Raw genomic sequence first — 14,515 nt, forward strand, 5'->3', positions numbered from 1 at the left:
ATACGACAATCTCGCGCGGTGCTGGGTACCCCACTCCCGCACGCACTACCCGTCTCCTCGAAAGGCAGCTCTGTGGCTTCCGACCTGTTCTCGCAAGTGGTCAACTCCGGACCTGGCTCGTTCCTCGCCAAGCAACTCGGCGTTCCGCAGCCGGAGACCCTGCGCCGCTACCGGGCGGGCGAGCCGCCGCTCGCCGGTCCGCTCCTGATCGGCGGTGAGGGCCGCGTCGCCGAACCGCTGCGCAACGCCCTCGCCGAGGACTACGACCTCGTCGGCAACAACGCCGGCGGCCGCTGGGCCGACACGTTCGGCGGGCTGCTCTTCGACGCCACCGGCATCACCACCCCCGAGGGCCTCAAGGCGTTGCGCGACTTCTTCACCCCGGTGCTGCGCAACATCGGCTCGAGCGGCCGCGTCGTCGTCGTCGGCACCACGCCCGACCAGACCGGCAGCGTCGACGAGCGCATCGCCCAGCGCGCGTTGGAGGGCTTCACCCGCTCGCTCGGCAAGGAGCTGCAGCGCGGCGCGACCATCGGATTGGTCTACCTGGCGGCCGACGCCAAGCCCGCTGCCACCGGACTGGAATCCACCGTCCGGTTCCTGCTGTCGGCCAAGTCCGCGTACGTCGACGCCCAGGTGTTCTACGTCGACGCCCAGGATGCGGTGCCGCCCGCCGACTGGGACAAGCCGCTCGACGGCAAGGTCGCCTTGATCACCGGAGCCGCGAGAGGCATCGGCGCCGAGATCGCCAAGGTGTTCGCCCGCGACGGCGCCAAGGTGGTGGCGATCGACGTGGAGGCCGCCGCCGACGCCCTTGCCGAGACCGCCACGAAGGTGGGTGGCACCGCGCTGGCGCTCGACGTCACCGCGGCCGACGCCGTCGACCGCATCACCGAGCACCTGCGCGAGCACTACGGCGACCACAACGGAGGCAAGGCCGACGTCCTGGTCAACAACGCAGGCATCACCCGCGACAAGCTGCTCGCCAACATGGACGAGGGCCGCTGGGACTCGGTCGTCGCGGTCAATCTGCTTGCCCCGCAACGGCTGGCACAGGGCCTGGTCGACAACGGCACCATCGGTGAGGGCGGCCGCGTCGTCGGACTGTCGTCGATGGCAGGCATCGCGGGCAACCGCGGCCAGACCAACTACGCCGCCACCAAGGCAGGCATGATTGGGATGACGCAGGCGTTGGCACCCGTCTTTGGCGAGAAGGGCATCACCATCAACGCCGTCGCTCCGGGCTTCATCGAGACCAAGATGACCGAGGCGATCCCGCTGGCCACCCGCGAGGTGGGGCGCCGCCTCAACTCCCTGTTCCAGGGCGGCCAGCCGGTCGACGTCGCGGAGGCCATCGCCTACTTCGCCAGCCCCGCGTCGAACGCCGTCACCGGCAACACCATTCGGGTGTGCGGCCAGGCACTCTTGGGGGCGTGACGTGACCCAACCCAGTGGCTTGAAGAACATGGCGTTGGCCGCGGCGGGAGCCTTGCCGTTCGTCTCGCGGGGCAGCTCGCTTCCCGACCGCACGGTCACCATCACCGAACTCGCGATCAATCCGGCCAACGTCTCCGAGTACGCCGCGGTGACGGGGCTGCGCTTCGGCGACACGGTGCCGCTGACCTACCCGTTCGCGCTGACCTTCCCGTCGGTGATGTCCTTGGTGAGCGGCTTCGACTTCCCCTTCGCCGCAATGGGGTCGGTGCACGTCGAGAACCACATCACCCAGTACCGCCCGATCTCCGTCACCGACACCGTCGGCGTCAAGGTGCACGCGGAGAATCTTCGCGAACACCGCAAGGGCCTGCTGGTCGACCTGATCACCGAGATCAGCGTCGGCAACGAGATCGCCTGGCACCAGGTGACGACGTTCCTGCACCAGCAGCGGACCAGCCTGTCCGACGAGCCGAAGCCGGAACAGCAGCACGCGAGACAGAAGCTGCCGCCGCCGAATTCGATCCTGCACGTCACGCCAAGCCAGATCAGGCACTACGCGTCGGTCAGCGGGGACCACAACCCGATCCACACCAGCTCGATCGGTGCGAAGCTGTTCGGGTTTCCGTCGTCGATCGCACACGGAATGTTCACCGCCGCAGCCGTTTTGGCAAACGTCGAGGGACAGCTGCCCGGTGCCGTGAAGTACTCGGTGCGCTTCGGCAAGCCAGTGCTGCTGCCCGCGCGCGTCGGGCTCTACACCGAACGCGTCGCCGACGGCTGGGATCTGACGCTGCGAAATCTCTCGAAGGGCTACCCGCACGTGACGGGAACCGTCCGGGCGCTCTAGGACGGCAGGGCGACGTTCTGCGCCTCGTACAGCCGCTTGTACAGGCCACCCGCGGCGATCAGGGCGTGGTGGTCGCCCTGCTGGGCGATGCGCCCGTCCTCGATCACCAGGATGCGGTCGGCGACCGCGGCGATGAAGTCCATGTCGTGGCTGATCACCAGGCAGGTGCGGTCCTTGGCGTAGCCGCGGATCACGCCGGTGAGGAGCGCACGCTGATCGGCGTCCAGATTCTCGGTGGGCTCGTCGAGCAGCAGCACCTCCGGTGTGCGCAACAGGCAGCGCGCCAAGGCAATCAGGCGTTTCTGCCCACCGGAGGGCACCTGGACGTCGACCACCGTGTCGTATCCGTCGTACATCTTCTTCGGGTCGGTGATGACGGCGTGCACGTTGGCCCTGATGCACGCCTGCTCGATCTCGGCGTCGGTGGCCTCCGGTCGGGCCAAGCGGATGTTCTCGCGGATCGTGTCCTTGGTGAAGAACGGGAACTGGGCCAGCTTGGACACCTGTTCCCGCAGCGAGGCGATCGTGACCTCGTCGATCGGGTGGCCGTCGAGCAGTATTCGGCCACGCTGCGGGTCGAGGAAGCGCAACAGCAGGTTGTACACCGTGGACTTGCCCGAGCCGATGCCGCCGACGAGCGCCACCGTCTCGCCCTCGGCGACCGAGAACGACAGCCCGTCGAGCACGCGCTGCGTCGGCGTGTAACCAAACGCGACGTCATCGAACACCAGGTTGCCGCGGACCTCCCCGAGTGAGATCGCATCCGGGGACTCCTGCACCGCGGGACGGGTGTCGAGCAACTCGTAGGTCGACGCGGCACTCGGCGCCACCGACTGATAGGTGGTGTAGGCACCCATGACCCGTTGCGCCGCACCGAACATCGTCGGCACCATGCCTGCGAAGACCATCAGGCCGGCGAACGTCAACCCGAAGCTCGAACTGAACCCGATGCCGACCAACAACACCACGACGGTGCTCACCGCGACGAACACCTGCGATCCGTTGGCGGTGGCCTGCATCCACATCACCGTCGAGGCCTCGCTCTTTGCCGCTTCGTCCGAGACGGCACGAAAACGCTTGCTGCGCACCGGTTGCGCGTTGAACAGCTGGATCTCGGCGATACCGCTGACCGTTTGCTCCAGCTCGGCGCCCATCGCCCGGTCCGCGTCCATCGTCCGACGCACCGCCGCCTGCACGTACCGGCCGGCGTACCTCAGCACCAACAGCGCCACCGGCGTGAGGACCAACGCGGCCACGGTCATCTGCCACGACAGCGCCACCAGGTAGCAGACCGCCACCAGCAGCACCACGGAGTCGATCAGCGGCGGCAGCAGACAATCCGTCAGAAGGCGTTGCACGCCAGTGGATTCCGTCGTCACACGGTGCATCAACGCGCCGCTGCGCGAGGCGGTGAAGAAGTCCAGCGACAGCGTTTGGAGATGGTCGTGCACCCGTTGCCGGATGTCGGTGACCAGCACCCGCTCGACCTTGGTGCCCACCCAGGCGTTGACCAGGTACATCAGCTGAGTCAGCACCAGCGCGCCGGCCCACACGCTCAACAGCACCGCGAACGGAACCGAACCGGCCACCTCGCTGAGCGGACCGTCGGACCGCGCGACCAGCGGTCCCCGCATATCCCATACGCCGGTGAGGTTTCCGTTCGTGCCCGCGTCGGCGACGACCTGCATCATCGGGCCGAAGGCCGCGGCGCTGACGTACGGCAGCGCCGACGCCAGCGCGCCGACGACGAACAACGCCGCAATCGAACGCCGAACGGCGGGAAGCATGCCCAGACTTCGACGGATGAGACGGTCGGGCCTCATCGCGGGTGTGACGGACTCGACCTCCACGGTCGGAACGCTAGCCGCTTGCTGCGGGTACCGCCTGGGTATCGGCAGGTCTGCCCTTCAGACCACGCCAGAACAGGTTGATCATCAACTCGGCGGCCTCGTGGACTCCGGCGTCACCGGTGCTCACTCGAGTGGCCACCGCCTCGCCCGCGCCCACCAGCGCGACCGCCATCATGTCGAAGTCGGTGTCCGGCTCGGGATTGCGCGTTCCGGACTGCAGCAGCCTGCCGACGAGGTCGACGATGCGTTCTCGGCCCTCGCGCACGGTGTGGGAGAACGCCTGCGAGCTGGTGGCCTGGGTGTACAACACCATCCACGACGCCCGATTGGTGTCGATGTAGCTCAAGAACGCGACCACCGCGTTGCGCAACAGTTCCCGCGCGGGCTGGCTGAAGTCGATCTCCCCGCGGACGGTGTCGACGAACCGGGCCAGTTCCCGGTCGAGACACGCGCCGAACAGCTCCTCCTTGGAGCCGTAGTACAGGTAGAGCATCGGCTTCGAAATCTCGGCCTGGGCGGCGATCGCGTCCATCGACGTCTCGTGATAGCCGTTCACCGAGAACATTTGAACGGCAGCGTCGAGCATCTGCTGCTCGCGCACCGCGCGCGGCAATCGCTTCGTTCCACCTGCCATCAGGACAGACTAGGCAATCCCACGGCGTTCAGCCTCCGCAGAGGGGACTCTTCCCCTTCAGCGCCGCGATTCGCAGCACCGAGGCATCCACCCTCTTCATGTCCAACTCGCCGGCGGTGACGGCGGCCTCGAGCGCGTCGAGCACCCCGGGAACCTCGTCGGTGGTGATCCACAGCGCGATGTCGGCCCCCGCCTGAAGCGCCTTGAGGGCCGCCTGCGCGACGGTGTAGTTCTGGTTGATCGCGCCCATGCTGGAGATGTCGTCGGTGAACACCACGCCGTTGAACGGCAGGCCGCCGTACCCGCCCGTGCGCAGCAGGTCGTAGGCGGCGGGGTTCAGGCTCGCCGGGTCGGTTCCGGTGAGCCCAGGCACCTGCATGTGGCCCACCATCACCGCGGTGCCGGGCAGCTGCGCCAGCTCGCGGTACGGCACCAGATCGTCGTTCATCAGCTCCGACAGCGGCGGTGTGACGACGCCACCCACGTGCGAGTCGCCCGACGCGTGACCGTGGCCGGGGAAGTGCTTGAGCACCGGCGTGACGCCTGCTTCGAGCAGCCCACGCGCATAGGCACCGGCGTACTCGGTGACCTTCTGCGGGTCGTCGCTGAAGGAGCGGTCGCCGATCACGGTGTCGTCGCCCTGGTCGGACACGTCGGCGTCCGGGGCGAAGTCGACCGTGATGCCCAACTCCTTCATCGCCTTGCCGCGGGCCAGGGCGATGTCGTGGACGTCGGCAGGCGTGACCGTCTTGCCGAGGACGCGTGCCGACTCCTGCACCCCGATGAGGCTCTTCAGGCGCGAGACCCGGCCACCCTCCTCGTCGGTGCTCACCGCCAGCGGCAGGGGGCCCGCCGCGGCGGCGATCTCCTTGAGCGGATCGCCGAGCATCGTCAGATCGGTCCAGCTGCCGATCATGATGCCGCCCACGTGATCGTTGGCCACGACCGCCCGCGCGTCGTCGGCGCCGGTGACGCCGACCATCAGCAGCTGGGCGAGCTTGTCGCGGGTCGACATCGCCGCCAGCATCGCGTCGCCCTCACCGCAGACGGGTGGTTCCGCCGCGGGCAGCTGGGTGGGGCTCGGAGTCGACGACGGGGCGGTGGCCGTCACGTCGCGATTCTTGACGAAGTACACGCCTGCCACCACGACGGCGGCGATGACGAGCACCGCGAGAACGATCGACACGACGGTCTTCCGCCGACTGGAACCCGTCGAGTCATCTCCTGCGGTACGGCCCAACGGCATGGGGCGAATCGTAGCGGCTGGGTAATCTCCGGGGCATGCCGCTGCGATCCGGGGACGTGTTCGCGGGATATACCGTCGTTCGCCAACTCGGCGAGGGCGCCAGCGGCGCGGTGTACCTGACCGCGCATCCGCGGCTCCGCCAGGACGCGCTTCGGGTGCTGCCCGCCTCGGTGTCCGCCGACCCTCAATTTCGGGCCCGCTTCCACCGCCGCGCCGAGATGGCCGCGACGTTGTGGCACCCGCACATCGTCGGCGTTCACGAGCACGGCGAGTTCCAGGGACTGTTGTGGCTGACGACGGACTTCGTGGACGGCACAAACGCCGGCGCGTTGGTGCGCGACCGATACGACACCGGCATGCCCGCCGATCAGGTCCTCGACATCGTCACCTCGATCGCCGACGCGCTCGACCACGCGCACGCCCGCCGGTTGACCCACGGCGACGTCACGGCGGCCAGCATCCTGCTGACCAACGAGCTACGTCGCCGAGCGCTGCTGACCGACTTCGGCGTTCCCCGGGGCGACGACGACGCCGGGTCCGACCAGTACGGGCTCGCCGCGACGGCCTACCACCTGCTCAGCGGGACGCCGCCGGACGGCCGCCCGCTGGGAGACACCCGGCAGGATCTGGCCGCCTACGATCCCGCGTTGCTGCGGGCGCTGGCAGCGGACCCGCGACAGCGCTTCGACGCGTGCCTGGACTTCGCGGCCGCGCTGCGCGACGCCGCCACCGCGGCCACCCAAGCCCAGCCGATCGTCGACCCCGCGGCCCACGCCCCGACCGAACACTTGGTCAATCCGTCGACCGGCTCCGGAATGCCCGCCGTCTTCGTCGCCGCGTGGTCGGCCGAGGAACCCGACCCCTTGGCCGAGTTGGGCCCCGAAGTCGAACCCGAGTTCGCGCCCACGATGGCTGCCAGCCAGCTGACCGACCCGTCGTACCCACGGGAGCCGATGTTCGACGAGCGCAGGTTCGAGGAGCCGGCCTACGACGAGCCGGAGTTCGACGAGCCGCCTGCCTCGGGGCACGGCCGGATCTGGGCCTTCACCGGAGTCGCCGCGCTCCTCGCGCTCGTCGTCGTGCTGGTGGTGCTCGTCGTCCGCGGCGGCGGCGACGATCGGACCGGCCCGGACGGTGCCGCGTCGTCGTCGAGCGTGGCGGCGCCGTCCACGCCGGACGACGCCCCCATCACCGGCGTCGGCGGCCGCCCGAGGCCAGCCGAGATTCGTGGTGCCGACCCGACCGGCGAGGACTGCGAGGGCGGGTTCCAGGTCACCGGTCAGGCCGGGTGGGCCAGCCAGGGCGTGCGCGGCAGTCCCGCCGCGACCTGCTCCTTCGTCGGAAGCGTTCTGAAGGCCTACTGGGACGCCGCCGACCCCAGCCGCGAGCCGCGCTCCGTCGTCGCCGCCGGCGCCATCCCCTGCGCGGAGGGCGCCGCCTGCGTTGGCGACGACTTCTTCGTCACCTGTTCGGCGGAGGGTACCGACCCGTGGATCACGTGCCGAGGCGGCCGCGGCGCCGTCGTGATCCTGTACTAGCGATCGGCTCGAACATCTTCCGAGCCCGGCCGAGTGCTACCTTGGCCGGGTGGATCGGTTCCTGTTGCCCGCTGCTGCCAGCATCGTCGTCGGGCTATTGCTTGGTGCGGCAGCCATCTTCGGGGTGACGCTGATGGTTCAGCAGGACACCAAGCCGCCGCTGCAGGCGGGCGACCCGGGGTCCTCCGTGCTCAACAGGGTCGAGTACGGCGACCGGACTTAGTTCCTGCCCGCCTCACCCACTCCCCTGTCCACCGAACCGCTGAGCCGTCGCTGGCTGTGGCTCGTCGGGGTCCTCTCGCTCGCGCTGGTGTTCGCCCAGTCGCCGGGTCGGACGTCCCCAGACACCAAGCTCGACCTGACGGCCAATCCCCTGCGGTTCCTCGCAAGGGCTGCGGATCTGTGGAACAGCGACCTCCCGTTCGGCCAGGCGCAGAACCAGGCCTACGGCTACCTCTTCCCCCACGGCGCGTTCTTCCTCGCCGGTGACGTTCTCGGGCTGCCCGGCTGGGTGATTCAGCGGCTGTGGTGGGCGTTGCTGCTGGCGGTGGGATTCTGGGGCGTCATCCGACTGGCCGAGACCCTCGGCATCGGCAGTCGCAGCTCACGGGTGATCGCCGCGCTGGCGTTCGCGCTGTCTCCTCGGGTGCTGACGACGCTCGGCGCGATCTCCTCGGAGACGCTGCCGATGATGTTGGCGCCGTGGGTGATGCTGCCGGTGGTCCTCGCGTTGAGGGGCTCCGGAGCCGGGCTGCCGGCGACATCGGGCCAGGGCAGCGTGCGGGTGCTGGCGGCCCGGTCGGCGTTGGCCGTCGCGCTGATGGGCGCGGTCAACGCGGTAGCGACCCTGACGGCCTGCTTGGCGGCACTGATCTGGTGGGCGGCGCATCGTCCGAACCGGCTGTGGTGGCGGTTCACCGGGTGGTGGGCGTTGTCGGGTGTGCTGGCCGTGACGTGGTGGGTGGTCGCGCTGCTCATGCTGGGACGGGTCAGCCCGCCGTTCCTGGACTTCATCGAATCCTCCGGCGTGACGACGCAATGGCTGTCGCTGGTGGAGGTGTTGCGAGGCACGTACAGCTGGACGCCGTTCGTCGCGCCGAACGCGACCGCGGGAGCGTCGCTGGTGACGGGCTCGGTCGCCGTGCTGGCGACGACGTTGGTCGCGGCGGCCGGGCTGGCCGGTCTCGCGCTGCGGTCGATGCCCGCCAGGGGCAGGCTGATCTCGATCCTGCTGGTCGGCGTCGCGCTGCTGGCGGTCGGCTATTCCGGTGGGCTCGGCAGCCCGTTCGCCCACTACGTTCAGACGTTCCTGGACGCCGACGGCACCCCGCTGCGCAACGTGCACAAGCTGGAGCCGCTGATCCGGTTGCCGCTGGTGTTGGGCCTTGCGCACCTGCTGGCCCGGATACCGCTTCCCGGCAGTGCGCCGCGCCGCGAATGGCTGCAGGCGCTGGCCCATCCCGAACGCGACAAGCGGGTCGCCGTCGGCGCCGTCGTCCTGGTGGCCCTTGCGGTGGCCACGTCGCTGGCGTGGACGGGGCGGTTGGCCCCGCCCGGCACCTTCACCGCGATCCCGCAGTACTGGCACGACGCCGCGGACTGGCTCGACGAGCACAATTCTCCCGACCCTGGTCGGGTGCTGGTGGTTCCCGGCGCGCCGTTCGCCACGCAGACGTGGGGCAACAGCCACGACGAGCCACTGCAGGTGCTTGGCAACAGCCCGTGGGGGGTGCGGGACTCGATTCCGCTGACTCCGCCGGAGACAATCCGCGCATTGGACTCGGTTCAGCGACTGTTCGCCGCAGGCAGGCCGTCGGTCGGGCTCGCCGACACCCTTGTCCGTCAAGGCATTTCGTACCTCGTCGTGCGCAACGACCTCGATCCCGAGTCATCACGGTCGGCCCGCCCGCTGTTGGTGCACCGCGTCGTCGACGGATCCCCCGGGCTCACCAAGGTGGCGCAGTTCGGCGAACCCGTCGGGCCAGGCACGTTGAAGGGTTTCGTCACCGACAGCGGGCTGCGGCCGACGTATCCGCCGGTGGAGATCTACCGCGTCGACGGCGGGAAGCCGTTGCGCCCGTACCTCACCGACGCCGACGCGATGGCCCGCGTCGACGGCGGCCCGGAAGCGTTGCTGCGCATCGACGAACGGCGCAGGCTGCTCGGGCAGCCACCACTGGGGCCGATGCTGTTGACCTCCGACGCCATGGCGGCCGGGTTGCCCGTGCCCGTCGTCACCGTCACCGACAGCCCCGTGGCCCGCGAGACCGACTACGGCCGAGTCGACGACCACTCGTCGGCCATTCGTGCGCAAGGGGATTCGCGGAACACCTTCAACCGGGTGATGGACTATCCCGCAGGCGGCGCCGGCATCGTCTACGGCCGCTGGCCGGGCGGCAAGATCACCGTGTCTAGCTCGGCGGCGGACTCCACCGCGCTGCCCAACGTCGCCCCGGCCGCGGGTGCGGCCGCGGCAGTCGACGGGGACCCCGCCACCAGCTGGGTGTCGAACTCGCTGCAATCCGCAGTGGGGCAATGGCTTCAGGTCGACTTCGACCACCCCATCACCAACGCGGCCGTCAGCATCACCCCGAGCGCGACCGCCGTCGGCGCCCAGGTGCGACGGATCGAGATCTCGACCGCGACCGGCACCAGCACCCTGCGCTTCGATCAGGCGGGCAAGGCGCTCTCGGCACCGCTCCCGATCGGCGAGACGCCGTGGGTGCGGTTCACCGCGGTGGCGACCGACGACGGTTCGGCAGGCGTCCAGTTCGGCATCACCGACTTCACCGTCACCCAGTACGACGCGTCGGGTTTCGCGCAGCCGGTCAGCCTGCGGCACACCGTCGACGTGCCGCCACCGCCCCCGGGTTCGGCTGTCGCACAGTGGGATCTGGGTTCCGAACTGCTCGGCCGACCCGGGTGCGCCGACGGACCGGACGGCGTGCGGTGCGCGGCGACCATGGCACTGACCCCCGAGGAACCGGTCAACCTGAGCCGCACGCTGTCGGTGCCTGAGGCGACGACGGTCACCCCGACGGTGTGGGTCCGCGCGCGGCAGGGACCCAACCTCGCCGACCTGATCGCCCAGCCCGGCACCGCGCGCACCCTCGGGGACGCCGACGTCATCGACGTGCTCGGATCGTCATACGCGGCTGGCGACGGTGACCCGCGCACGTCGTGGACCGCACCGCAGAACATCGTCCAGCAGCGGACGGCGGCCAACCTGACCCTGAAGCTGCCCCGCCCGACGGAGGTGGCGGCGCTGCGGCTGACCCCGAGCCCGTCGGAGCTGCCCGCGCACCCGACGACGGTGGCGGTCGACCTCGGCAACGGTCCACAAGTCAGGACGCTTGGGCCGGACGGGCCCCAGACCATCCGACTCACCCCGTCCGTCACCGACACCGTGAAGGTCTCGATCCTCGACTGGAACGACGTAATCGACCGCACCGCACTCGGTTTCGACCAGGTGAAGCCGCCAGGACTGGCCGAGGTCACCGCACTCGACGGTCGCGGCGCATCGATCGCCGCTCCCGACCCGGTCCGCAACCGCGCCCGTCCCATCGCGATGCCGTGCGGCAAGGGTCCGATCATCGGCATCGCCGGACAGTTCGTCCAAACGTCGGTGACCACCACCGTCGGCGACCTGCTCGACGGCAAACCCGTCGCCGCCAAACCCTGTGGCACGACCACCATCTCGGTCCCGGCCGGGGAGCAGGAGCTGGTGATCAGCCCCGGCCCCGCGTTCGTCGCCGACGGGGTGCAGCTGGCAGGGCCGCTGGCCGCCGACCTGCCCACTGCCCCAATGATTCCCGCGACGACGACGCAGTGGCAGGCTGACCATCGGCAGGTCGACGTCGACGCGTCCGACAGCCGGCGGATCCTGGTGGTGCCCGAGAGCGTCAACAGCGGCTGGGCGGCGCGGACGGCGGACGGCACCGCGCTGACGCCGGTCACGGTCAACGGCTGGCAGCAGGGCTGGGTGCTGCCCGCGGGCACGTCGGGTCCCGTGACGCTGGACTTCTCGTCCAACACGACCTATCGGGTCGGTCTCGCCGGAGGGCTTGCGCTACTGCCACTGTTGCTGCTCCTCGCGTTCCTGCCCGTCCGCCACGTCCGCGAGCCGGACGAGGAGGCCACCCCGTGGCAGCTGGGTCCGCTCGGCGCGGGCGCTGCGGTGCTCGCCGTCGGGTTCCTGGTCTCGGGATTCGTGGGGTTGGTGGTCCTCGGCGTCGCGATCGGGCTGCGGCACCTGCTTCGCGCGCGGCAGGAACTCTCCGATCGCCTGACGCTCGGCCTCGCCGCGGGCGGGCTGACGCTCGCGGGCGGGGTGCTCAGCAGATACCCGTGGCGATCGGTGGACGGCTACATCGGTCACGCGTGGGGGGTGCAGCTGCTTGCTTTGATCTCGGTGGCCGCGCTGGCGGCATCGGTGGTTCCCATTCCACCGTCGCGGCGCGAGAACGTCCCTAACATCGACTGAGTGCCGTTCCTCAACACCGCGCGCGGAGCCGTCGACGTCGTCGACCTCGGTGTCACGCTCATGCACGAGCACGTGTTCATCATGACGACCGAGATCATGGAGAACTATCCCGAGGGCTGGGGTGACGGGGCCAAGCGCGAGGCCGACGCGATCGTGCGGCTCAACGAGCTCAAGTCCCGCGGCATCGACACCATCGTTGACTTGACGGTGGTCGGGCTCGGTCGCTACCTCCCCCGGATCGTCCGCATCGCCGCGGCCACCGAGCTGAACATCGTCGTCGCCACCGGTCTGTATACCTACAACGACGTCCCGATGCATTTCCACTACCGCGGCCCAGGCGCACCACTCGGCGGGCCGGAACCCATGGTCGACATGTTCGTCCGCGACATCGAACACGGTATCGCCGACACCGGTGTCAAGGCCGCAATCCTGAAGTGCGCCACCGACGAACCGGGGATGACGCCCGGCGTCGAGCGGGTGTTGCGGGCCGTCGCGCAGGCTCACCGGCACACCGGCGTCCCCATCTCGACCCACACGCACGCGGCGTCCCGACGCGGCCTCGAGCAGCAGAGGATCTTCGCCGAGGAGGGCGTCGACCTCAGCCGCGTCGTCATCGGCCACAGTGGGGACACCACCGACGTCGCCTACCTCGAGGAGCTGATCGCCGAGGGTTCGTATCTCGGCATGGACCGATTCGGAGTCGACGCGATCCTGAGTTTCGAGGATCGGGTGAACACGGTGGCGACGATGTGCGAGCGTGGCCACGCCGGCCGGATGGTGCTGTCGCACGACGCCTCTTGCTATTTCGACGCGCTTCCCGAGGCCACTCTTCCAGTGGCGCTGCCGAATTGGCACTACCTGCACATCCACGACGACGTGCTCCCCGCTCTGAGACGGCGGGGCGTCACCGAGGAACAGCTCACCACCATGCTGGTGGACAACCCGCGCAGAATCTTCTCCACCCGGGGCGGGTACTGACGTGGTCACCGGGGTCGAACCAATCAGCACCCAGGTCTCGGGCCTGGCCGCCGCCGACCCCGACGCGCCAGCGGTCACCTGTGACGGACGAACGCTGACCCGCGCCGAGCTCGACGCGTCGACCAACCGACTCGCCCGCGCGTACGCCGAACGTGGCGTCGGCACGGGCGATTACGTCTCGATCGCCATGCCCAACTCGATCGCGTGGGTGCAGTCGGTGCTGGCGTGCTGGAAGCTGGGCGCCGTTCCACAGCCCTTGTCGGCGCGACTACCCGACGCCGAGTTCAGCGGAATCCTCGACCTGGCGCCACGCGCGCTGGTCGTCGGCCGCGCAGATCCGCGCGGCGTCGTGCCGAGCCTGCCCGCCGACTTCGTGCCCGACGCCGCCCTGTCCGACGCCCCGCTGCCCGAAGCGGTCTCACCGGTGTGGAAGTCGATGACCTCGGGCGGCAGCACCGGACGACCCAAGCTGATCGAGGCCGGCGGGGACAGCCGACTTCCCGCGGCGATCGGCCTGCCACTGGGCATGGCGGACGGCGACGTCAACCTGCTGTCGGTGCCGTTGCACCACAACACCGGATTCACAACGGCCACAGCGGGTTTGCTGATGGGCCACCACCTGGTGGTGATGCCACGCTTCGATCCGCACGAGTTCCTGCGCCTCATCACCGAGCACCGCGTCACCTACCTGGCCACGGTGCCGACCGTCATGCAGCGCCTACTTCCCGTCTACCGGGCGGATCCCGACGCCTACGATCTGTCGTCGGTCCGCCGATTCTGGCATCTGGCCGCCCCGTGCCCGCCGGTGGTCAAGCGGGCGTGGATCGACATCCTTGGTCCGGAGGTGGTGTGGGAGTTGTACGGCGGCACCGAACTTCAGGCGTTGACGTTCATCACCGGCACTCAGTGGCTGAGGCATCCGGGCTCGGTGGGCGTGGTCGTGGCCGGTGAGATGAAGGTGCTCGACGACGACGGTGTCGAGTGCCCACCCGGCGTGGTCGGCGAGATCTACATGCGCCCGGCGCCTGGCAGCCGTCCCACCTACCGCTACGTCGGGTCCACCGCGAAGAGCCGCGACGGCTGGGAGTCCCTCGGCGACCTCGGCCACTACGAGGACGACGGCGCCGACCGCTTCTTCTTCCTCTCCGACCGCCGCGTCGACATGTTCACCGTTGGCGGTCGCAACGTGTACCCGGCCGAGGTCGAGTCGGCGCTCGCCGAGCATCCGGAGATCTTGTCCTGCTTGGTCGTCGGTGTCCCCGACGACGATCTGGGGCAGGTGCCCTACGCGCTGGTGGAGACGGCTTCACCGCTCGACGAAGCGGCGGTGCTCGCGTTTCTCCACGAACGCCTGGCCGGCCACAAGGTGCCGCGCACGGTCGAGTTCGTCGACCGGCCGCTGCGCGACGAGGCGGGCAAGGCAAGGCGGTCGGCGGTGCGCGAGGAAGTCATCTCGCGATCCAACTAGCGCGACCGTGGGGGTTGTGTACGAAAACCGGCGA

10 protein-coding genes are annotated in these 14,515 nt (G+C 69.4%); 7 read left to right on the plus strand and 3 right to left on the minus strand.

Going from position 1 to position 14,515, the window contains the following annotated elements; all coding sequences use genetic code 11:
- Positions 1 to 72: 72 nt before the first annotated feature.
- Together B1790_RS20450 and B1790_RS20455 are read left to right on the plus strand one after the other, a co-directional pair.
- Complete coding sequence (locus B1790_RS20450) at positions 73 to 1,437, plus strand: 3-oxoacyl-ACP reductase (protein ID WP_079925076.1); 1,365 nt, start codon at positions 73 to 75, stop codon at positions 1,435 to 1,437.
- A 28-nt stretch (positions 1,438 to 1,465) separates the two neighbouring features.
- Positions 1,466 to 2,284, plus strand: a complete 819-nt coding sequence (locus B1790_RS20455; protein WP_079925153.1) for a MaoC/PaaZ C-terminal domain-containing protein — start codon at positions 1,466 to 1,468, stop codon at positions 2,282 to 2,284.
- Here B1790_RS20455 and B1790_RS20460 read toward each other — a convergent pair.
- The 3 genes from B1790_RS20460 to B1790_RS20470 are packed head-to-tail and all read right to left on the minus strand — an operon-like array spanning position 2,281 to position 6,014.
- Positions 2,281 to 4,134, minus strand: coding sequence for an ABC transporter ATP-binding protein (locus tag B1790_RS20460; protein ID WP_233165233.1), 1,854 nt, complete (start codon positions 4,132 to 4,134; stop codon positions 2,281 to 2,283). The genes B1790_RS20455 and B1790_RS20460 overlap by 4 nt on opposite strands.
- Positions 4,135 to 4,144: 10 nt before the next feature.
- Positions 4,145 to 4,768 carry a TetR/AcrR family transcriptional regulator gene (locus tag B1790_RS20465; RefSeq protein WP_079925077.1) on the minus strand — a complete coding sequence of 208 codons (624 nt, stop codon included), beginning with the start codon at positions 4,766 to 4,768 and terminating at the stop codon, positions 4,145 to 4,147.
- A gap of 28 nt (positions 4,769 to 4,796) precedes the next feature.
- Positions 4,797 to 6,014 carry a glycoside hydrolase family 3 N-terminal domain-containing protein gene (locus B1790_RS20470; protein ID WP_079925078.1) on the minus strand — a complete coding sequence of 406 codons (1,218 nt, stop codon included), beginning with the start codon at positions 6,012 to 6,014 and terminating at the stop codon, positions 4,797 to 4,799.
- Positions 6,015 to 6,049: 35 nt separating this feature from the next.
- Here B1790_RS20470 and B1790_RS35735 point away from each other — a divergent pair, with 35 nt between their 5' ends.
- The 5 genes from B1790_RS35735 to B1790_RS20495 are packed head-to-tail and all read left to right on the plus strand — an operon-like array spanning position 6,050 to position 14,481.
- Complete coding sequence (locus tag B1790_RS35735; RefSeq protein WP_079925079.1) at positions 6,050 to 7,552, plus strand: serine/threonine-protein kinase; 1,503 nt, start codon at positions 6,050 to 6,052, stop codon at positions 7,550 to 7,552.
- Between the two features lie 49 nt (positions 7,553 to 7,601).
- The gene (locus B1790_RS20480) at positions 7,602 to 7,775 is read left to right on the plus strand and encodes a DUF2613 domain-containing protein (RefSeq protein ID WP_079925080.1); all 174 of its coding nucleotides are present in this window, start codon (positions 7,602 to 7,604) and stop codon (positions 7,773 to 7,775) included.
- Between the two features lie 24 nt (positions 7,776 to 7,799).
- Positions 7,800 to 12,035 (plus strand): alpha-(1->3)-arabinofuranosyltransferase, encoded by a 4,236-nt coding sequence (locus B1790_RS20485; protein ID WP_198952070.1) that lies wholly within the window; start codon positions 7,800 to 7,802, stop codon positions 12,033 to 12,035.
- Positions 12,036 to 13,013, plus strand: a complete 978-nt coding sequence (locus B1790_RS20490; protein ID WP_079925082.1) for a phosphotriesterase-related protein — start codon at positions 12,036 to 12,038, stop codon at positions 13,011 to 13,013.
- Position 13,014: 1 nt separating this feature from the next.
- Complete coding sequence (locus B1790_RS20495; protein ID WP_079925083.1) at positions 13,015 to 14,481, plus strand: AMP-binding protein; 1,467 nt, start codon at positions 13,015 to 13,017, stop codon at positions 14,479 to 14,481.
- Positions 14,482 to 14,515: the final 34 nt, after the last annotated feature.

Origin of the sequence: Mycobacterium sp. AT1 (genome assembly GCF_002043095.1) — a bacterium.
Lineage (GTDB): Bacteria > Actinomycetota > Actinomycetes > Mycobacteriales > Mycobacteriaceae > Mycobacterium.